Consider the following 18,503-nt stretch of genomic DNA (forward strand, 5'->3'; position numbering starts at 1 on the left):
CAAAGTCCCATGTGTTCTCCCCAACCTTTCTGTTACTTCCATTTTACTGGGTTTAGGAGTTTACACAAACTATTTTACAGACTCTCGGCGGACAAGCCGCCTCGGTCCCGGTAGATAAGTCGGGGAAGTGGATGCCGGGACACATCCGCACCGACTAACCGCATCGCGGCCGGCTGCTACGCAGCCTTAAGTCGGTGGAACGTCGTGAACACGGGAACGTTATATGAAAGCATGGCAAAATGTAATAAGTGGGTGATTTCAATGAAGCGTATCTACTTTATATTCATAGTTTCAATATTAATGATCGTAGGCTCCATATATAGACTGTGGGCAATTGAACAATCAAGAGTAGGACCAATTGGAGATGGATCAGTCTCTATCTGGTTTTACATAAGTATATACTCTTCTTTAATTGCGGGGGTCTTTGGTATTTTGAGTGGAGTCTTGAGACTAGTTCATATTCAAAGGAATAAGGACAAAGAAATATTGAACGAAAAAGATGAATAAATCGAATAACTAATAGGACCCGATAGAAACTTGAATAAACTTGAATAAAAACCTGAATAAAAACCTGAATAAAAACCTGAATAAAAACTTGAATAAAAACTTGAATAAAAACTTGAATAAAAACTTGAATAAAAACTTGAATAAAAACTTGAATAGGAACACTTAAAAACCAATTTTGATAGTAACTCGGAGAAGGCCATGCCATCATATAAACCAGCTAATCAAGGTCAATAGTCTAGTGAAATAAAGTTTCAGACGACTTTAACGAACATAATCAAATAAACCTACCCCCAAACAGTAGATATATGGAAAAATATAACTTATAATATGAACTTAGACGTTAGAAAAAGGCGTTTGGCTGTTCCAAACCCCATAAACAATGCGCAAAAGCTTATTGGCGGCAGCAACAATAGCCACTTTGGCAGGCTTGCCTTGAGAACGTTTAAACTGATAATATCGCGATAGAACCTCATTTCGTGGACCGTTAACTTGCTTTGAAATGCCAGCCACGGTAGCTTGATACAAAGCGGTGCGGAGGTAAGACGATCCTCTCTTCGAAATGTGATTCTGATTGGACTTAAAGGTTCCCGATTCGTAAACAGATGAATCCAGCCCGGCAAAAGCGGTCAACTGTTTAACGGAAGGGAACCTTTTTATATCCCCAATCTCCGCTTGTAGGGTCGCTGCGGTTAAAGGACCTACGCCTGGAATCGAACGTAGTAAAGCGTGCTCTGGCAGAGAAGAAGCCAAGTTCAGCATATGATGTTGAATGTCAGCAAGCGCTGCTTGATAGGTTCTTAGAAGTGAAATNTGCGGTTAAAGGACCTACGCCTGGAATCGAACGTAGTAAAGCGTGCTCTGGCAGAGAAGAAGCCAAGTTCAGCATATGATGTTGAATGTCAGCAAGCGCTGCTTGATAGGTTCTTAGAAGTGAAATATAGCTTCGCAGCGCAATCTGATGTGAGATAGTAGCTTCGGGATCTGGTAAGCTGTCACGTGCAATAGTGTTTAGATGAACAAGCTTTGTCTCATTCCAGCTTAATCCACGGCGATTGTGAAGAAGAATTCGTAGAACATGATTCTGGTCGGCCTCTAGTAAGTCTTGTGGCGAAGAATAGTGTCCTAAAAGTTCAAGCGAAGTAGGGTTGCAAATGTTCTGAAAAGCGCGCTCATATCCAGGAAATAAGAGGTCCAAAACTGAACGGAAATGCAGCTGCACATCGCCGTACAACGAGGTTAACTGGTAGTGCTGCCTACATAATGCACGGAGTTCAGCCACTTTCGAGTCAGGAAACTGGACTGGGGAGACATTCTCCAAATAGAAAGCTTGAGCGATCCGTAGGGCGTCTATGGGGTCGGTTTTGATCTTACGTGTAGCTTTCTTTTTTAACTGATGAGTTAGCAAGGGATTGAGAACAACGACGGGATATCCCAAGGCGGAGAAGTAAGAGACCAGAGGTTTAGAATAATTGCCTGTAGCTTCTAGAACAATATGAGGCCGTTGCTCCGTCATCTGCTCTAACTCCTCTAACAAGGGAAGCAACGAAGAAATTCCTTGTGGCGTATGAGAAAAAGAGAATGGCTTACGGACGATGGAATCATAGGCAGTGAATGCAGCTGCCACACTTTTACCTTTCGCTACATCAATGCTGAGAACAGGTTGTTGCATAATACCTCCTTTAATGAACACCGGGACCAAGGGTAAGTCGTTCTCCACAGGTTGGCACGGTGATACGGGCTCGAGGCCCAACCAGCTAAATGGGGGTATGAACGCTACCAAGGCTGAAACACTTTATGCGACGAGATCTAAGTCCCAACAACGCATTCGTTTTTACCCAGTGGTGATCTTTTTAGTATAAAAGAAAAGCTCACCCCCGACTTACTGGGATGAGCTTAATATACCAACAACATATTCACGCTTCGAGCCATTTAGCTCTCGGTCCGGTCAGAAGTTAGAAGCAGACTCGGGGATGATATTGGCAGTAGCAGGGAAGCGGAATCAGCCGGACACACCCGCACCACCTAACCGCATCGCGGCGGTCACTTCGGATCTTAAGGTGGTGGGGCGTCGTGAATACAACAATGTTATGTGAAATTGTTGACAATCTATATTTATTAAGGAGTCAATCCATGAAGACAAGAAAAATACAATTTCTCTTAATCGTGATATCAATTTTTTGTTCAATAATATTACCTATACTAATTCTACAATTATTTTATATATTGTTTGCTGAGTTTTATACCAAGGGATTCTTAACTGGAATCGGTCATCTTCTTGTATGTGGACTAATGATAATTCTGAATATTGTTAGTAGCCAAATATTAATTAAAAGTCAATATAATAAGGAAAAGGAGAACATAACAAGAAATATTTATATATTTATTATTGTTAGTATCATTTTACAGGTAGCACTAAGTATCATGATTGAGAATCCATTTAAAGATCCTCCCTTACCTAATATAATCATGTAATAATTTTTTTGAGTTGAAGGTTAATCCAATGAAGTCAACAACTTCACATAAACACCGTCTTCACGCTTCGGGCCATACGGCCCTCGATCCGGCAGAAGTTAGAAGAGGACTAGGGGATGAATTTTCAGTAGCAGTGAAGCATTTCATCCGTACAGATCCCATCGACTAAGTGCGCTATCGCGAACCCGGCAGCTTTGCTTCCTTAAGTCGCTGGGATGTTGTGAACACGGGAATGTTACCCGAAACCTCCATAATCTTGTAAAAAAACTTTAACTGCAAATCAAGAAACTAAAAAGGAACAGATTCGAACATTAGATTTTTTTACCTGACGGATATAGTCTCTAATTCTACGAAAAGGCGTATTTAGAAATAGCGCTGAAATATTAAATAAGGAATTCTCAAGAACGAGAGAAAACTGCAAGAGGAAGTGCGGTTTTTTTTTACCGGAAGGAACGTATCCTTGGGTTAAGTTGTGGGATTATGGTGAAGAACGAGGATTATCTAAATTAATTTCAGCACAACGAGCCGATTAAATTTTGTAATAACGGACCCTAACGGGTCCTTAAGTCGGTCGGACGTCATAAATGCGATATCGTTACCTGAAATCGTCGAGATAAAAACATGTATATACATAAAGATCTTATGTTAAGTAGAGAATTTGTTTACTAAGCTTTTCGAAGATGATTAATATAACCTTAAGGCGCAGGAACGTCGTGAATGCAGGGAAATTAGGTGAAAATTCATGCATGGATTATCCCGTTCTCGAGTGAGAATCGAACTATAGTCTTTGTTTCATAGAACGTAATTGTTATAAATTACGAAGGCTATTTATACTTTCTGTACCCTGTTCATTTATCGAATATGAATTTCAGTTATCTATTGACTCTGTCGTTGGGGAAGCGTTTATATTTAATGCAGATTAGCGACAAGGAGGATTACCGTGAACGAACTAATTAAAATCAGAGATGTATCGTCCAAGTATGACATATCCGCCCGCACGTTACGTTATTATGAGGATATGGGGCTGATAACCAGCACCAGAAGCAACGATTACGCGTATAGGTTGTATGATGAAATTGCCGTTAAAAGATTAGAACAAATCTTAATTTTACGTAAGTTGAACATCAGTATCAAGGATATTCAACGTATATTTAAAACTTCTGGCTCCGAAGCCGTTTTGGAGGTGCTGGGCCAAAAAGTAGATGATATTGATGGCGAAGTTGCGCTTTTGCATGAATTGAAGGAGATTGTTTTGGACTTTATCCGTCAGATAGAGCAGGCTAATTTCGGTAACGATTCTGATGTAAAGAAGCTCTACGAAAAGGCAAAGGAAATTGAAGGACAGCTTGCCAATGTCTCTTACAGCGGCAACCCATCCAATAGTAATCGGCTATTCGATGTAACTGAAAAGCTAAAAAGAGCCCCAGAGGTCAGGGTTATTCAAATTAATCCATTCAAGGCGTTTTCATCAGGACTGGATACTATAGACAATGTTATGGGTACTTTTCAGCAATGGCAGGAAGAACACAACCATTTAGTCAAAAAACTAATGTATGGTGCACCCGATTTTCTTTGGTTTGAAGAGGATATGCGGGCAGTTTGGATTTGGGCTGTGGAAGACTGGGTAACGGAAGCAGACGTAGAGCCATATGAAATCATAGAGTTCAAAGGCGGGCTGTATGCAGCGGCCATGTCTGTGGATGGAGATGACGACATAAACGGCAGAATTTATGAAGGCATTAAAAGATGGCTGGAAACCAGCGGATTTGAGCTTGACGAAGGACCTGGCCATCGGACACTCTGCCATATGGTAAATCCAACTGACGAGATTAAGGCTGCACTGGGATACCATCAGCTTGACATTTATGTACCTATAAAGGTGCGAAAAAAATAAGTGGAATTTGCATAATTGTCGGCGTCTCGTTCTTTATATATTGTGTAAGATAATCTTTTAGTTATGAGTTCATCCTCCTTGGCTGAGTCTGGCGTGAATCAGGCAGTTAGGCGGTGGGAAGTCGTAAATGCGGGAACGTTAGATGAAATCACAGCAAAGGACTATCGATATGGAACCATTAACTTTTATTTCTCAATATAACAACGAATATAGAGAATTAATTAGTTTTGCTTGGAATGGTAAGCATTCTAAGGAATTTGAAGATTTAAACCAGGACTACAGAAGACGTATTATTGAGTTTATCATTGAGAACAACCATTTATATGTACCATTAGAACTGACAAGGGATATATTTTTAGAGGAATCATTGTGGGCAATTGAAGCATGGTGCGTATACCAAAAGTATCATTTGATTGGAGAGAGATTATTAAAGGACGGAGGAATCAAGTATATAGATGATTTTTTACAAGGAGCATTTTCAAGCTTTGACACATATTGCTCAAGTAGAACGATGAATATATATGATTATGACTTGATTTCACTAATTAATGAACTTAAAATTCGCAAGAGAAACAGTACTGATAAAGAAACCATTAAGAAATATTCAAGCGGTATAGAATTGTTTGAGAAGTACATTAAGGGCAACCCTCGAGAGGGAATCGTTAGTTTTACTGGTGAAGTGCGTGTAACAAATGTTAAAGAGATTAAACCGAGTTCTATACACAGAATAATAGAGAAATTAAAAAAGATAAAAAGATAGTTTTTGTAAGCTGGACTGTGGGCTATGACATCTCCTAAACCAGCTAATCAAGGTCAATAGTCTAGGGGAATAAAGTTTCAGACGACCTTAACGAACATACTCAAATAAACCTACCCCAAACAGTAGATATATGGAAAAATATAACTTATAATATAAACTTAGACGTTAGAAAAAGGCGTCTAGCTGCTCCAAACCCCATAGCAACAATAGCCACTTTGGCAGTCTCGCCTTGAGAACGTTTTAACTGATAATCTCGCGATAGAACCTCATTTCGTGGACCGTTAATCTGCATTGAGATCCCAGCTACCGTAGCTTGATACAAAGCTGTGCGGAGGTAAGACGAACCTCTCTTCGAAATGTGATTCTGATTGGACTTAAAGGTTCCCGACTCGTAAACAGATGAATCCAGCCCTGCAAAAGCGGTCAACTGTTTAACGGAAGGGAACCTTTTTATATCTCCAATCTCTGCTTGTAGGGTCGCAGCTGTGAGAGGACCTACGCCTGGAATCGAACGTAGCAAAGCATGTTGTGGCAAGGAAGAAGCCAGGTTCAGAATATGATGTTGAATATGTCCCAGGAACTTTCAAGGGAGAGGATTTAGGCAGAAAACACCTGCGAGGCTAAGTCCTCGACTTAGTCGCTACGCTCCTTTAAGCCACTCAGGTTCGTGAATACAGTAATGTTATCCGAAATCCTTGCAAAGAGGAAATAACTAAAACTTAAGGAGCGGAAAGTATGTTTGAAAGAAAAAGGTATATTCATATAGGTGCAGAAGGGTGGGCGGATGATGTAGAAGCTGCCCAGGTGGATGTTGTTGTCACATTTCCTGATTCAACAAGATGGATTTCAAATTTTTATACAATCAAATGTATTGAATCAATTAGAAAAGATTATTTACGAAGTGGCAATTGTTTAAACGGGGCATATTGGTGCGGTTCTTCTCCAGTAGTCATTGTAGATAATATAAGCCGTGAAAGAATAGAACAAGTCATTGATGAACTAATTGAGAATGCTGGATTTCAATATGTATTTGAATATCTTGGTGCAGTTCAGGAAGTAGATGCTAGTCGATATCGATACCCTGATGATTTTTTTGATTTGGAGTCAAAAATAGATCCCTCTTATATAACCTACTATGCAAGTCGGTTGGCACAAATGTTAGAACAATCAAGTGATGAAGTTAGACAAACAATAATGAATGGCATATTAAAGGTATCTCAATGAAATCAAAGACTTCGGTTAGCAAAGTATTCCCGCTACTGAGCGATCAGCCCTTGAGCTACCAGAGGTATTTTTGAAGGGGAATAAAGAGGTAGATGCATACATCTCCTAAGATATGAGCTATTAAAGAGGAATGGACGCCGTGAATACGACAACGTTATGTGAAATACCACTAGGATTGGAGTTGAGGATTTGGAATGCGAAGTAAACGAACTGATAAAAACCCATTCAGTTATTGTTAATTCTTTGCATCATTACGTGACCTATGAGGTATTAGCAGGCTTACTAGAAAGAAATGAGTGTTCAAATGTTTTCTGGAATTACACAGCAAAAGCACATATTATTCAGTCTATTATTCATTGGTGTATGGCTTTTTGTAATAACAAGCAACTAAAAGACAGATGGATGAGTTTAGAGCCTTTTAATGATCTAGAGTTAGATAGCATATTCAAGATCCAACTACTTACAACTACGAATTTTCAATCAGAAGTAGAATGGAGGGCTTTCTACGAGGAAATCGTGAAGTACAGAGATGATTTCGTTACTCACCGAAGTATGGTATCAGGGATAACAGCAATACCGTTAGCAGCGGCAGCTTATGAGTTTGTTATCTTTTATGATCGATTTGTTCGGGAATATATTAATCCGGATTTCTTACGAGGGAATACGTTTAAGGTAACTGCACAAGAATATGAAAAGGATGTAGTAAACCAATTAAATAGCTTATGCAAGTAATTCAAGAAGAGACTTTTTAAATGAGGAGATTCCTCATTCTTTTTTTGAAAATCATCGATTACGAACAGGAATAATTAGATAAAAGGATCGAATATTGGATTCGTGAATACTGGGAACGTTATATGCCATTACTGTACACTAAAGAGATTAACGTAGATGAAGTACTTTAGAATATTTTCATTTTTTTTTTTTATTTTAACTATTACTGGGTGTGTGATTTCCAATAATGTCGATATTGAAACGAAAGCTTTTGAAAGTTTAGATTCAGAAATTGAATTTAAATATCCAGTAAATTGGATTGTAACAGATAAATCAATGAGTTCCGGAGTTATTTGGCTTGTTGTATCCGAAACTGAATATAAGGTGATTGAAGGAAATCATTGGCCATTTATTAACATTTATGCCTTTAAGGATAATGATAAAGATTTCATTAATAAACAAGTTGAGAGGCTTACAGAATACAATCAGAATAAAGTATTAAAGAAGTCAAAGAAAAATCAATGGGATCGAGTTTGATAAATATGAAACAGAATCTGTTGAGAGTGAAGAATATGTTCAAGGGAAGATTGTAAATTATATCTTTAACAGCGAAAGCAGAACCGTTGTAATAGAAACTATAGAAACAGACACATATCAAGAAGAAATTAATTCAGTAATTAACACAATAAATTTTGAAGAATAAAATGAGGGCCTATTCTGAATCAGCAGACAACCCAGTCCTGGCTAAGTCTGTCGGACCCCGGGCTATCCCCTTATGCCGGTGAGAGTTCGTGAATACAAGAACGTTATCTAAAAAAAGTCAGATCAAATATAAAGAATCTAGAAGGAGGAAGAAATAACATGAAGCAATTTAATATTAGTTTGTTTCTAAGCTCAGTAGTTTTAGGTCTATCATTTATTACGGGATGCATATTAATACAAAATGACTTAAATTTCAAAGAGCCCATAGTAACAAATGAAATAACAAACGAGTCTAAAGTATTAATGAATACTAAGGAAACAGCAGAATATTTAAATCTAACTGAGCAACAAGTCATAACTATTATAGAATCAGAGAATTACATACTAAACTTAGCGCATTCTTATGATGGAAAGATGTTTCCGTATATTAAAATCGATAATGAGATCTTTGTCAGCAGAGACGAATTAAATGAATGGATAAAAGAATCAACATTGCAAAGAAAGAAATATACAAAGGAGCTTTGATCGGTCTCAAAGAAGCGCCATGCTTCGGATAACATACATAAGAACTATTTTGACATTACCATTTATTAGGGGTAGTGGTATATTTGTATAAAGCCCAAAGACTATCTATAGATTGCACAAGATAAAAGTTAGAAAAGAGGATCTTACTATGACTACTTTCACCATACGTCCCATAACAGTACAAGATATACCGTTTTTGTGGGATATGTTGTATGAATCAATATATGTGCCAGAAGGTCAAAAATCAGCGACGAACAGAGACATTATTAATCAACCTTCAATCTCTAAATATGTTGAGGGTTGGGGACGTAAAGGGGATATGGGTTATATTGCAGTGAATGAATTGGGACACTCTATAGGATCAATAACTCTAAGATATTTTAATAAAGATAATAAAGGATACGGATATATAAATGATGAAACACCAGAATTAGGTATGGCTTTACGATCTGAATATAGGGGTAGAGGTGTTGGAACAGAGTTATTAAAAACCCTTTTAGAACAAGCAAAAACGAAAGGGATTCATACAATATCATTAAGTGTAGATCCTAACAATTCGGCAATGAAGCTGTATAAACGTTTTGGATTTAAAGAAATAGGAATGGAAGGGACTTCTATGACCATGATGGTGAAATTATTATGAATTCGAAGCGAAAATGGAGTGATAATAATGAGCGGGGTTGTCAATTACTATGAAAGATATGATGAAGATTCTAGGTTTTCTCGTAATTCTCGCAAGATTGAATTTCTTACTAGTATAGAGACTTTAGATAAGTTAATTGGATCTAAATCTAGGATACTTGATGTAGGGCTATAAAATCAAAATCAGAATTATATGAACTATCGAATTTAGAAGCGTATGTCGCGGATGCTACGAACTTAAACCATATTCCTTCAGAATCTTTTGATGTTGTTTTATGTTTCGGACCACTCTATCATTTGACAGCAGCGGAAGCAAGGATGAAGTGCATTAGTGAAAGTCTGAGAGTCCTAAAGAATGGTGGTATTCTTGCTCTTGCATACATAAATAAATATTCAATTATGCCTATGCTAGTAACGAGAGATAAGAATTTCATAAGAGATAACATGATCGATAAGTTGATAAATGCTGGAGTGTTTTTTGAAGGATCAAAAGATTGTTTCTGGACAGAATCTTTCTTCACTTCACCTAATGAAATAAAGAGCCTAATGGCTGGATTCCATATTGAAGAAATTGATCATGTTGCAACAGATGGTTTGAGTCATCTAATTGGAGACTATGTAGATCAATTATCTGAAGAGCAATTTCACGCTTGGTTTAAGTATCATCTAGAAACTCAAAGAGAAGAGTCCATTTTAGGAATAAGCACACATGGCTTGTATATTTGCAAGAAGAATCTTTAGTCAATTGAAGAAGTGAGTGGCATCGTCTAACAAAAAATTGTAAATGCAAGTAGCAGGTAGCTACGGAATATTGAGGCGCTAGGAAATCGTGAATGCGGGAATGTTAGGCGAAATGTTGCAATGTTTATTGAATACTGCAAGAGTGGGGTGAGTCATGATGATATTTTCAAACACTGACAATCTAAGCAGATTATCATTTGACATGGAAATGACCACTAGAAAAGTCTACAAAAATATTACAAGAGTGAAAGGTCGAATGGTTCCTGTTATTGATTGGAAAGTTTCATTATACATTAATGGCTATTTACAGAAGAATTAATACAGAGATTTGAAGACCTCAAATGTTTAATGTTATCCAATGAAATAGAATTCCAACACGATCTTGAAAATTATAAAGCCATTATACAAGAAATAAAAATAAAGAGAGAATAGGAAATATACTCTGATCAGGTGGCAGAAAGGACAATACATACATGGAAGAAGTATCAAATTTAGATAAGTTGGAATCGATAAAATCTTTGCAATCGACAATGAATAAGCTCGAGAATGCCTTAGCACAAATGACTAATAAAGGCACAAATACTACTCTGGTAAAGAAAAGGCTCAAAGCTGTTTGCATTGGCCTAGCTATGCTAGAAAGCGTTTGGAATCAAGTTCCCCAACATTATACTCAGGAAGATTTAGCAGAAGCTCGCCATGTTATTACTGGTTTATTCCCATCAATTGAAAGCAGTTATGCTAAGTCAAAAGCGGGTAGCCCCCAAAGAACGCTTTTAGAAAGAAGAATTAAAGCGTTGAAACTCTCTATTCAAGCGATTGACGAGAATAATCAATAAAGGAGAATACTTCGATGTGTACTAGTTTCGCAGTTCATGTAGACAAGACGTTTATTGGTATGAACTTCGATATTTCTCGAAGACCAATCAAAATTGTTCTGACAGGTGATGATCAGCTACTAGTTCTTCAGAATGATGATGGACAATTTTATCCGGCATTTGGTTTGAATCGTAGTGGCACATTTATGAACCTATTAATGGTCGAACCAACCGAAGCAGGCAATTATAGACGTGGAAAAAATTGCGTTCATATTATGAAATTGTTTGATGAAATTCTTTCAGGACGGATTGAGTTATCTCAATTAGATGAGTATTTAGCCAATAACGTAATTGTTAATGTCCCGAAACATAGTGTCCACAGTATGATAGCCGGGAGCAATCGAAAGACTTATATTGTTGAGCCTGGAAGAAAGAACATGGATATCAACTCGTCCAATCGGGACTTCATGGTACTAACTAATTTTCCGGTATCGGATATTTCCGAGAATGATTATAGGGATGTTGAAGGACCAGGAAGTGATAGATATATAAAGGCCTATGAAGGTATTACAAATAATAAAACAACATTTGATATTGCCAAAGGTCTTAACTTGCTTAAGGAAACGGTTCAGCAAAGTGGGGATTATCCAACCCAATTGTCACTTCTATTTGTTCCTGAAGATAATAAAGTTCTTTTTACTTTGAATGGAGATTTTACAAAGACATTTGAGTTCTCATTTATTCATAAGCAAATTCAGTGTGTGGAAGGCTGCACAAGCAATAATGGTCTCACACTTACCAAAAAGGGTATATTGCTCTCAGAACTTGAAGATTGGTAATGACTGTAAAGATACTGGAATAGAATTTGGAGTTTGTAGAGGAAACATGTTTAAGAACTCTTTCTAGATATATGTGACTTCAAAAATAAGGGGGGATATGAATGCTTGTTCCACAATTATATTTGAATGGTGCTTGTTGTGAAGCTCTTGAATTGTATCAAGTAGCTTTTAATACTGTAACGGATTCGATAATGTTTGATCCTCAACAGGAGCCAGAGAAGTACGTTATTCATGCTGAGATGCATATTCTTGGAACAAGAATAATGCTTAGTGACTTTGGCGGCACCAGAGAATCATCGGCAGATGCCACTATGGAGATCGTTGCTATTTTTGAGAACGATGAAGTGTTAAGAAGGGCATATCAAATTCTGCTTAAGGAGAGCAAGACAATTACTCCAATAGGACCTACTTTCTACAGTTCATGTCTTGTTCAGTTTATCGACAAGTTCGGTGTTAGATGGTGTTTTATGATATGAAGCCAGAATGAGATTGCTGATAATAAAAGTTACAGTACTTTGACAAAAAGGGGATGAAATCAAGGTTGGAGAAGATTCTGCACAATCAAATTGCGCTGGTAGCTGGAGCTACTCGGGGAGCGGGTCGAGCGATTGCAATTGAACTCGCCCGTGCTGGGGCTTTTGTTTATGTCACAGGGCGAAGCAGCCGCAAAGAAGGGCCTTCAGAAATGGATCGTCCAGAAACCATTGAAGAGACAGAAGATTTATTCCGAAGCGTAGGGGGAGAGGGACTTGCGATCCGAACGGATCATCTCAACCCTGAAGATGTTCGCTCTCTTATCGGGCAGATTGATGATCGGCACCATCGTCTTGACATATTAGTTAACGATATTTTTGGTGGTGATCGGTATGCTGAGTGGGATAAACGGCTGTGGGAGCATGACTTGAACGGTGGACTCCGAATGATGCGCATGGGTATTGATACGCATTTAATCACTCTGTACTATGCATTGCCATTAATGCTTCGGGGAGAACAAGGTATCGTTATTGAAATGACCGATGGTACAGCGGAGGCAAACGCGGAGTTCCGTCAAAACGTAGGATTCTATTATGATTTGGTAAAAACAAACGTCGGTCGTATTGTGAAAGGGCTTGCATATGAACTAGCCAATTGTCCGGTGACACCTCTTGGAGTCACACCAGGATGGCTTAGATCAGAAGCTATGCTTCAAAATTTCGGTGTGACCGAACAAACATGGCAGGAAGCTTGCCGAACCACACCCGGGTTTGCGATTTCCGAGTCACCAACCTATGTTGCTAGAGGTATTGCCAAACTTGCAGCCGACCCTGAGCATTCGCGTTTTTCAGGAAGTATACTAACAGCCCGTCAACTAGCCGAGCTTTATAATGTCACTGATATCGATGGATCACGACCAGATTGCTGGGGACTTATCGCGAAACATGGCGGGAACTGCGAAGATGTTAACGAAATCCAAAAATTCCGATAATATCGGAAGTCATAAATTAAACAGTATTAATACATGGTATAACTACTTAGTAAACAGGAGGAGAAGCAATGTTAGGACTGATTATATGGATATTTTTCACAGCAATTGGTTGTTTCATTCTGTATGCAATAATCAAAGCTGCGATTAATAATTCTGAACTCCCACATACTATAAGAGAAATTAGAACACTCCAGAATCAATTAAATAGACAACATCAAGACACATTAAGACAGTTGGAGAATTTAAACCAAACCCTATCCGAACAGAATCAACTAATTAAGCAATGTCAAAAATTAACGAATGATTGGAATGTAGAATCTCAAAGGAGCTAACCTAATGTTACTTCAATTAACGTGTACATATTTAGTCGTTAACAATATCGAAAGATCCATTGAGTTTTATCAGGCAATACTCGGTGTCCCGGCTGAATGAAAGAACATAAAAAGATGGGCTCAATTTAACTGCGGCAATACTCTAGCGCTATGGAATCCTCAATATGATATCGATTTAATTGAGAATAAGACAGATATTAGCCAACATTTTAATACTGAATATTTAGCGTTCAAACAAAAACATAAAACGAAATACGGAAACAACATTGTGCTGAATTTTAACGTTAGCAACTTAAACATGGAATATGATCGAATTATGAAATTGGGAATAGGCAATGTAAGTGAAATAATGTATATCAACATTGTCCAACCTTATTATTGTTTTATGGTAGAAGATCCAGATGGGAATTTACTGGAGATAACAGGTGAATACATGATCTGTGAATGATAGTTCGTGAATACAACGACGTTACAGGGAATCATCGCAGAGATATGCTGAAAAAATAAAGGAGGAATAGACTTGGCAGAAACCGAGGAAGTTCTTACTGGCGGGAACATCAATCAGGTCGTAAAAGTGGGGGATACCGTTCGTCGGGAGGCTAGTTATAATCCCTATGTGTATGAATTGCTGAACCATCTAGAAAAGGCAGGGTACCCCTATTCTCCTAGATATTTAGGATTGGATGAAAAGAATAGAGAAATTCTAACTTACCTTGAAGGAGTGGTTCCAGGGAATAAATACCCTGAAATTGCCGGATATATGTGGTCGGATGAGGTTTTAGCCGAACTGGCCAAGCTCTTAAGAAGTTATCATGATGCAACTGTTGGGTTTATACCAACTGCGAAGTCTAACAATGAATATCCAGTAAGTGCTTTACATGAAGTCGTATGCCATAATGATGCTGCATTATATAACGTAGTGTTTACAGACAAACTTCCTACTGGGATTATTGATTTTGATATGGCGGGTCCGGGTCCACGGTTATGGGACATAGTATACACTTTATATACATCCGTTCCACTTGCAGAGTTTGAGCCCAGTCAAATTGATTATCAAGTTGAAAAATATAAAAGTGAGAGTCATGCATCAGCGAGAAAAAGACGTGTGGAAATATTCTTTAATTCCTACGGAATGGAAGTTCCAGATGACCTTAAGGTGTGGGTGATCTCCCGTATTAAATTTATGTGTACTACATTATCTGAACGTGCCGGATCTGGAGATCCCGCATTTATTAAATTAGTGGAGGAGGGTCATCTTGCTCATTATGAGAAAGAAATTGCGTTTCTTGAAGAACATTTCAATGACTGGATGTAGTTAATGTTTAGAAATCTATTTTGCTGTTAATAGGAGTGTATTTATGCAAATTAGAGTAGCACGAACTGAAGATATTAAAGACTTAAAAAATTTATACTGGGAACTGGATTCAGATGCAATTGTTTATCAACCTGCATTATTCACAAGAACCGAAAGACCAGACGATTTTCTCACCGATATCATAAAAAACGAAAAAGCAGATATTATTGTAATAGAAGAGGATGCTCGTATTATTGGGTTTTCACTGGTACAAGAAAAGGAAAATCCTAAAATTAGTTGCTTGAAAGAGAAGAAGTTTGTTTATGTATTGGATTTTGTTATAACTGAAAAATGTAGAAACCACGGATTCGGGACACAATTATTAGAAGCAACCAAAGAGTGGGGTAAAAAACGAGGATTGGATTTTTTAAGACTATCGGTGTTTGAAGATAATGTAAAGGGACAAGATTTCTATAGAAGAAACGGTTTGATGACTACCATGAAAACGATGGAATGTGATTTATAAGATATTTGTTGTTTAGCTCTTCACTTGATGATGAGCTTTTTTTATTATATCTAACGATTGAGCTTCCATTTTTTAGGTTGGATGTTATATTAAAGACATATAAGTTAAAACCAAAGGGAGATTAAATTGAGAGAACCTATTTTTTTCATAGTCCTAACGTTTACGGTGATGATATATCTACTTACTAAATCCATAATTCCAAAGCAGTTAGGTAAAACACTTAAATTTCTGCTGATCACTTTCGAATTTATTTCATCCATAATGATTCCTTTTTCAGTAAGCAGATTATTTCAAATGATCTATCCAGAGCATTACAAAGCAGCATTTCCAATAGGCTTACTTGATTTACTTATTACATACTGTTCGGTTCCTATTTACGCGGTGGTATTTGTGGTAATTAATAAGTTTTTCAAAGAAGTTAAAGCTTCCTTTGTACTATACTCGATATTAATCATTCTGCTTGGAGTAGGGATTCAGTCAGGGGCGATTTATGTGTTTGAACAGCCTCAGATTATCGATACTCATGTTCATGGTTGGTAGAAAGTTTATTTTTAAATCAACTGGGGGTTAAGCTATGAAGTTAATTATCATATTTGGACCGCAGGCTGTAGGGAAGATGACCGTAGGACAATGCCTGGCAGCGGAAACGAATCTTAAGCTGTTTCATAATCATATGTCGATTGATTTTGTTTCACAGTTCTTTAATTATGGAACACCGGCTGGAAAGCGGTTAGTAGGATTAATTCGGCATGAGATTTTTGAAGAAGTATCGAATAGTGATTTAGAGGGACTAATCTTCACTTTTGTATGGGCTTTCGATCTTCCAGCCGACAGGGACTATGTTAAACAGATTTCTGAACAGTTTGAATCTAAGGGTGGAACCGTATATCTGGTTGAGCTGGAAGCCGATTTCGAAGAAAGATTGGAGCGGAACAAGACTGAGAATAGAATCATACATAAACCGACGAAACGAGATATTGAAAGATCAGAAAGAGATCTAATTAAAACCTACGAGAATCATCGCTTAAATTCACATCCAGGTGAAATCACAAGTGCTAACTATTTGAAGATCAATAACACGGATCTGGCGCCTGAGGTCGTAGCAAAGATGATTAAAGAACAATTTAGTCTTTAATGAGTGTGTATTATATACAGTTCGAAGTTCAAAGGAGTATACATACAATGAATATACATGAAGAAGTTAGGCTTTGGGAGAGAGGAGAAGGTGTTGAACTATTTGCTGGTTTGGGCCTGCCCGATGATGCTAGAGTTCTAGATTATGGCTGTGGATATGGTCACTACACCTTTGCGGTATCGAGATACATAGGAAGTAATAAGGGCAATGTAATTGGAGTGGATATTAATAAAGACTGTCTTAAAACTGTTGCTAAAGTAGCTCAAGATGAGGGTTTATCGAATATAAGTGTTATGACAGGAGATCCGGAGTATCGATTGAATTTTGAGAGTAATTCCTTAGATATGATCATGTATTACGATGTTCTGCATGGTAATGGCTTTCATAGATTTAAACTACTCGATGAGGCCAAAAGAACGTTAAAGAGTGGCGGGGTTTTGTCTATTTTACCATTTCATTTATCCAACTTTAGAAACAGAGATGGCAAAAAGACAGTGTTCACTTATAAGAAGTTAATCGATGAAGTCCTGGAGTACGGATTTATTGAGGTTAGTACTATTCCAGGAGGCATCCATTTTGAGAAGTATCACAGCCCCTATTATTTGGATAAAGGCGGAGTTGAGTTCGGAAATTTAGAAAGAGCGGAAATATTGAACTTTAGAACTGAATGATTATAGTCACGGTGAAGGAGAATATTAAGTGGCCCATACCACAGTCTATTTTGTAAGACATGCTCAATCGGATATCTCAATTAAGGAAGATGCGATAAGACCGTTAACGCTCCAAGGGATGTCTGACTCCAAGAAGATCACAAAGTTTTTTGAAGATAAGAACATCGATGTTATATGCTCAAGTCCCTACAAAAGAACAATAGACACGGTAAAAGACTTTGCTGACTCTATTGGGCAGGAAATAGTATTGATTGAGGATTTTCGCGAGCGTAAAGCGGGCAGCTGGGTTGAGGATTTCAAAGCCTACTCAAAGCAACAATGGGAAGATTTAGAGTACAAACTAGATGGGGGAGAATCATTAAAAGAAGTTCAAGAGCGAAATGTTAAGGCATTACGAAATGTTGTTCAACAAAATGAGGGCAAAAGGATAGTCATTGGAACGCACGGAACAGCTATGAGTACGATCATTAACTACTTCGATAAAGCATTTGGTTACGAAGAATTTTGGGGTCTTGTAGATAAAATGCCTTACATCGTTTGTTTTCAATTTGAAGGTAATAGAATAATCAAAATTGAAGAAGCGAAGATGTGATACTGGAGGAAGTGTACTTTGGAGATAAAAATACTAGAAAGTTTCTCTAGGGAAGATCAACAAACACTTGGCAGCTTTGGTTATACCTCCTCGAGTAAATATCAAGTGAAGAAGGATGAGAATTTGGAGAGTATCTCTATTGAGATTCAGCGAATTCCCTTAGAGTCTCCGTACATTAAGTTATATCCTGAGGAACCAGAGGATTTAGAAAGATATGACCGTATCTTACCTTTGGGATTTTCCCTTGGCGGCTATTTGAATAATCAATTAATCGCTGCCGCTATAGGTGAACCCGTCTATTGGAATAATACATTACTTATATGGACTTTTCAGGTTGCGGAGAAACATAGAAGAATGAATGTTGGTACAACATTAATGCAACGTGTTCTCGAATTAGCAAGAGTTAAAGGGTTTCGAGCCGTAGTTGTAGAGACGCAGAATACGAATGAACCCGCCATTGATTTTTATAAAAAGTGCGGATTCGAAATAGATGGAATTGATTTGTCTTACTACACTAATAATGATATGGATGAGGGTGAAATAGCATTTTTTATGAAGAAAAAGATAGAGGTGTAGTTATGAAGGAACTATCCAAAATCCCGATTTCTCTATGTATAAAACATCGAGTTATTATCCGATTCCGAAGAATTTATTAA

General features: G+C 37.7%; 24 protein-coding genes and 1 pseudogene. 22 read left to right on the plus strand and 3 right to left on the minus strand.

Annotated features, from left to right (window positions below; all coding sequences use genetic code 11):
* Positions 1–840: 840 nt before the first annotated feature.
* Both ACAN55_RS23415 and ACAN55_RS23420 read right to left on the minus strand, forming a co-directional pair.
* Positions 841–1,257, minus strand: coding sequence for a transposase (locus ACAN55_RS23415; protein WP_379138771.1), 417 nt, complete (start codon positions 1,255–1,257; stop codon positions 841–843).
* A 22-nt stretch (positions 1,258–1,279) separates the two neighbouring features.
* Positions 1,280–2,176, minus strand: a complete 897-nt coding sequence (locus ACAN55_RS23420) for an IS110 family transposase (RefSeq protein WP_379138774.1) — start codon at positions 2,174–2,176, stop codon at positions 1,280–1,282.
* A 301-nt stretch (positions 2,177–2,477) separates the two neighbouring features.
* Between ACAN55_RS23420 and ACAN55_RS23425 the strand changes: the two genes are divergently transcribed.
* The 4 genes from ACAN55_RS23425 to ACAN55_RS23440 all read left to right on the plus strand — a co-directional run bounded on the left by ACAN55_RS23425 (position 2,478) and on the right by ACAN55_RS23440 (position 5,633).
* Positions 2,478–2,600, plus strand: coding sequence for a hypothetical protein (locus ACAN55_RS23425; protein ID WP_379138778.1), 123 nt, complete (start codon positions 2,478–2,480; stop codon positions 2,598–2,600).
* Between the two features lie 407 nt (positions 2,601–3,007).
* Positions 3,008–3,148, plus strand: a complete 141-nt coding sequence (locus ACAN55_RS23430) for a hypothetical protein (RefSeq protein WP_379138781.1) — start codon at positions 3,008–3,010, stop codon at positions 3,146–3,148.
* A gap of 771 nt (positions 3,149–3,919) precedes the next feature.
* Positions 3,920–4,873 (plus strand): MerR family transcriptional regulator, encoded by a 954-nt coding sequence (locus ACAN55_RS23435; protein ID WP_379138783.1) that lies wholly within the window; start codon positions 3,920–3,922, stop codon positions 4,871–4,873.
* A 142-nt stretch (positions 4,874–5,015) separates the two neighbouring features.
* Positions 5,016–5,633, plus strand: coding sequence for a hypothetical protein (locus tag ACAN55_RS23440; RefSeq protein WP_379138786.1), 618 nt, complete (start codon positions 5,016–5,018; stop codon positions 5,631–5,633).
* A gap of 145 nt (positions 5,634–5,778) precedes the next feature.
* Here ACAN55_RS23440 and ACAN55_RS23445 read toward each other — a convergent pair.
* Positions 5,779–6,153 (minus strand): annotated as a pseudogene (locus ACAN55_RS23445) (transposase); the annotation flags it as partial.
* Positions 6,154–6,368: 215 nt separating this feature from the next.
* On the opposite strand from ACAN55_RS23445, the gene ACAN55_RS23450 reads away from it, so the two are divergent.
* The 18 genes from ACAN55_RS23450 to ACAN55_RS23535 all read left to right on the plus strand — a co-directional run bounded on the left by ACAN55_RS23450 (position 6,369) and on the right by ACAN55_RS23535 (position 18,423).
* Positions 6,369–6,857, plus strand: coding sequence for a hypothetical protein (locus tag ACAN55_RS23450; RefSeq protein WP_379138789.1), 489 nt, complete (start codon positions 6,369–6,371; stop codon positions 6,855–6,857).
* Between the two features lie 189 nt (positions 6,858–7,046).
* A complete protein-coding gene (locus ACAN55_RS23455; protein ID WP_379138792.1) occupies positions 7,047–7,589 on the plus strand; it encodes a hypothetical protein in 543 nt (180 codons plus the stop codon).
* 156 nt (positions 7,590–7,745) lie between these two features.
* Positions 7,746–8,105: a hypothetical protein gene (locus ACAN55_RS23460; protein WP_379138795.1), complete on the plus strand. Its 360-nt coding sequence runs from the start codon at positions 7,746–7,748 to the stop codon at positions 8,103–8,105.
* 324 nt (positions 8,106–8,429) lie between these two features.
* Entirely contained in the window at positions 8,430–8,795 is a 366-nt protein-coding gene (locus tag ACAN55_RS23465) for a helix-turn-helix domain-containing protein (RefSeq protein ID WP_379138798.1), read from the plus strand.
* Positions 8,796–8,943: 148 nt separating this feature from the next.
* Entirely contained in the window at positions 8,944–9,438 is a 495-nt protein-coding gene (locus ACAN55_RS23470) for a GNAT family N-acetyltransferase (protein WP_379138801.1), read from the plus strand.
* 170 nt (positions 9,439–9,608) lie between these two features.
* Positions 9,609–10,178, plus strand: a complete 570-nt coding sequence (locus tag ACAN55_RS23475) for a class I SAM-dependent methyltransferase (protein ID WP_379138878.1) — start codon at positions 9,609–9,611, stop codon at positions 10,176–10,178.
* Positions 10,179–10,651: 473 nt separating this feature from the next.
* Positions 10,652–11,014, plus strand: coding sequence for a hypothetical protein (locus ACAN55_RS23480; RefSeq protein ID WP_379138804.1), 363 nt, complete (start codon positions 10,652–10,654; stop codon positions 11,012–11,014).
* 14 nt (positions 11,015–11,028) lie between these two features.
* Positions 11,029–11,832 (plus strand): hypothetical protein, encoded by an 804-nt coding sequence (locus ACAN55_RS23485; protein WP_379138806.1) that lies wholly within the window; start codon positions 11,029–11,031, stop codon positions 11,830–11,832.
* A gap of 101 nt (positions 11,833–11,933) precedes the next feature.
* Positions 11,934–12,308, plus strand: coding sequence for a VOC family protein (locus ACAN55_RS23490; protein WP_379138809.1), 375 nt, complete (start codon positions 11,934–11,936; stop codon positions 12,306–12,308).
* A 53-nt stretch (positions 12,309–12,361) separates the two neighbouring features.
* Positions 12,362–13,297 carry an SDR family oxidoreductase gene (locus ACAN55_RS23495; RefSeq protein WP_379138812.1) on the plus strand — a complete coding sequence of 312 codons (936 nt, stop codon included), beginning with the start codon at positions 12,362–12,364 and terminating at the stop codon, positions 13,295–13,297.
* Between the two features lie 68 nt (positions 13,298–13,365).
* Positions 13,366–13,629 carry a hypothetical protein gene (locus ACAN55_RS23500; protein ID WP_379138814.1) on the plus strand — a complete coding sequence of 88 codons (264 nt, stop codon included), beginning with the start codon at positions 13,366–13,368 and terminating at the stop codon, positions 13,627–13,629.
* A 520-nt stretch (positions 13,630–14,149) separates the two neighbouring features.
* Entirely contained in the window at positions 14,150–14,944 is a 795-nt protein-coding gene (locus tag ACAN55_RS23505; RefSeq protein WP_379138817.1) for an aminoglycoside phosphotransferase family protein, read from the plus strand.
* Between the two features lie 43 nt (positions 14,945–14,987).
* Positions 14,988–15,449 (plus strand): GNAT family N-acetyltransferase, encoded by a 462-nt coding sequence (locus tag ACAN55_RS23510; RefSeq protein ID WP_379138820.1) that lies wholly within the window; start codon positions 14,988–14,990, stop codon positions 15,447–15,449.
* A gap of 168 nt (positions 15,450–15,617) precedes the next feature.
* The gene (locus tag ACAN55_RS23515) at positions 15,618–15,989 is read left to right on the plus strand and encodes a hypothetical protein (protein WP_379138823.1); all 372 of its coding nucleotides are present in this window, start codon (positions 15,618–15,620) and stop codon (positions 15,987–15,989) included.
* A gap of 34 nt (positions 15,990–16,023) precedes the next feature.
* Positions 16,024–16,584, plus strand: coding sequence for a DEAD/DEAH box helicase family protein (locus tag ACAN55_RS23520; protein ID WP_379138826.1), 561 nt, complete (start codon positions 16,024–16,026; stop codon positions 16,582–16,584).
* A 47-nt stretch (positions 16,585–16,631) separates the two neighbouring features.
* Positions 16,632–17,255: a class I SAM-dependent methyltransferase gene (locus ACAN55_RS23525; RefSeq protein WP_379138829.1), complete on the plus strand. Its 624-nt coding sequence runs from the start codon at positions 16,632–16,634 to the stop codon at positions 17,253–17,255.
* Between the two features lie 28 nt (positions 17,256–17,283).
* Entirely contained in the window at positions 17,284–17,847 is a 564-nt protein-coding gene (locus ACAN55_RS23530) for a histidine phosphatase family protein (protein ID WP_379138832.1), read from the plus strand.
* 18 nt (positions 17,848–17,865) lie between these two features.
* On the plus strand, positions 17,866–18,423 hold the full coding sequence (locus tag ACAN55_RS23535; RefSeq protein ID WP_379138835.1) for a GNAT family N-acetyltransferase: 558 nt from the start codon (positions 17,866–17,868) through the stop codon (positions 18,421–18,423).
* Positions 18,424–18,503 lie beyond the last annotated feature (80 nt).

Origin of the sequence: Paenibacillus oryziterrae (assembly GCF_042610485.1) — a bacterium.
Lineage (GTDB): Bacteria > Bacillota > Bacilli > Paenibacillales > Paenibacillaceae > Paenibacillus_AQ.

Excerpts from the sequence above, each read along its gene's own strand:
- ACAN55_RS23425 (WP_379138778.1), top strand. The coding sequence starts at position 2,478 with ATGATATTGGCAGTAGCAGGGAAGCGGAATCAGCCGGACACACCCGCA.
- ACAN55_RS23430 (WP_379138781.1), top strand. The coding sequence starts at position 3,008 with ATGAAGTCAACAACTTCACATAAACACCGTCTTCACGCTTCGGGCCAT.
- ACAN55_RS23440 (WP_379138786.1), top strand. The coding sequence starts at position 5,016 with ATGAAATCACAGCAAAGGACTATCGATATGGAACCATTAACTTTTATT.
- ACAN55_RS23450 (WP_379138789.1), top strand. The coding sequence starts at position 6,369 with ATGTTTGAAAGAAAAAGGTATATTCATATAGGTGCAGAAGGGTGGGCG.
- ACAN55_RS23460 (WP_379138795.1), top strand. The coding sequence starts at position 7,746 with ATGAAGTACTTTAGAATATTTTCATTTTTTTTTTTTATTTTAACTATT.
- ACAN55_RS23465 (WP_379138798.1), top strand. The coding sequence starts at position 8,430 with ATGAAGCAATTTAATATTAGTTTGTTTCTAAGCTCAGTAGTTTTAGGT.
- ACAN55_RS23470 (WP_379138801.1), top strand. The coding sequence starts at position 8,944 with ATGACTACTTTCACCATACGTCCCATAACAGTACAAGATATACCGTTT.
- ACAN55_RS23480 (WP_379138804.1), top strand. The coding sequence starts at position 10,652 with ATGGAAGAAGTATCAAATTTAGATAAGTTGGAATCGATAAAATCTTTG.
- ACAN55_RS23485 (WP_379138806.1), top strand. The coding sequence starts at position 11,029 with ATGTGTACTAGTTTCGCAGTTCATGTAGACAAGACGTTTATTGGTATG.
- ACAN55_RS23490 (WP_379138809.1), top strand. The coding sequence starts at position 11,934 with ATGCTTGTTCCACAATTATATTTGAATGGTGCTTGTTGTGAAGCTCTT.
- ACAN55_RS23495 (WP_379138812.1), top strand. The coding sequence starts at position 12,362 with ATGAAATCAAGGTTGGAGAAGATTCTGCACAATCAAATTGCGCTGGTA.
- ACAN55_RS23500 (WP_379138814.1), top strand. The coding sequence starts at position 13,366 with ATGTTAGGACTGATTATATGGATATTTTTCACAGCAATTGGTTGTTTC.
- ACAN55_RS23510 (WP_379138820.1), top strand. The coding sequence starts at position 14,988 with ATGCAAATTAGAGTAGCACGAACTGAAGATATTAAAGACTTAAAAAAT.
- ACAN55_RS23515 (WP_379138823.1), top strand. The coding sequence starts at position 15,618 with ATGATATATCTACTTACTAAATCCATAATTCCAAAGCAGTTAGGTAAA.
- ACAN55_RS23520 (WP_379138826.1), top strand. The coding sequence starts at position 16,024 with ATGAAGTTAATTATCATATTTGGACCGCAGGCTGTAGGGAAGATGACC.
- ACAN55_RS23525 (WP_379138829.1), top strand. The coding sequence starts at position 16,632 with ATGAATATACATGAAGAAGTTAGGCTTTGGGAGAGAGGAGAAGGTGTT.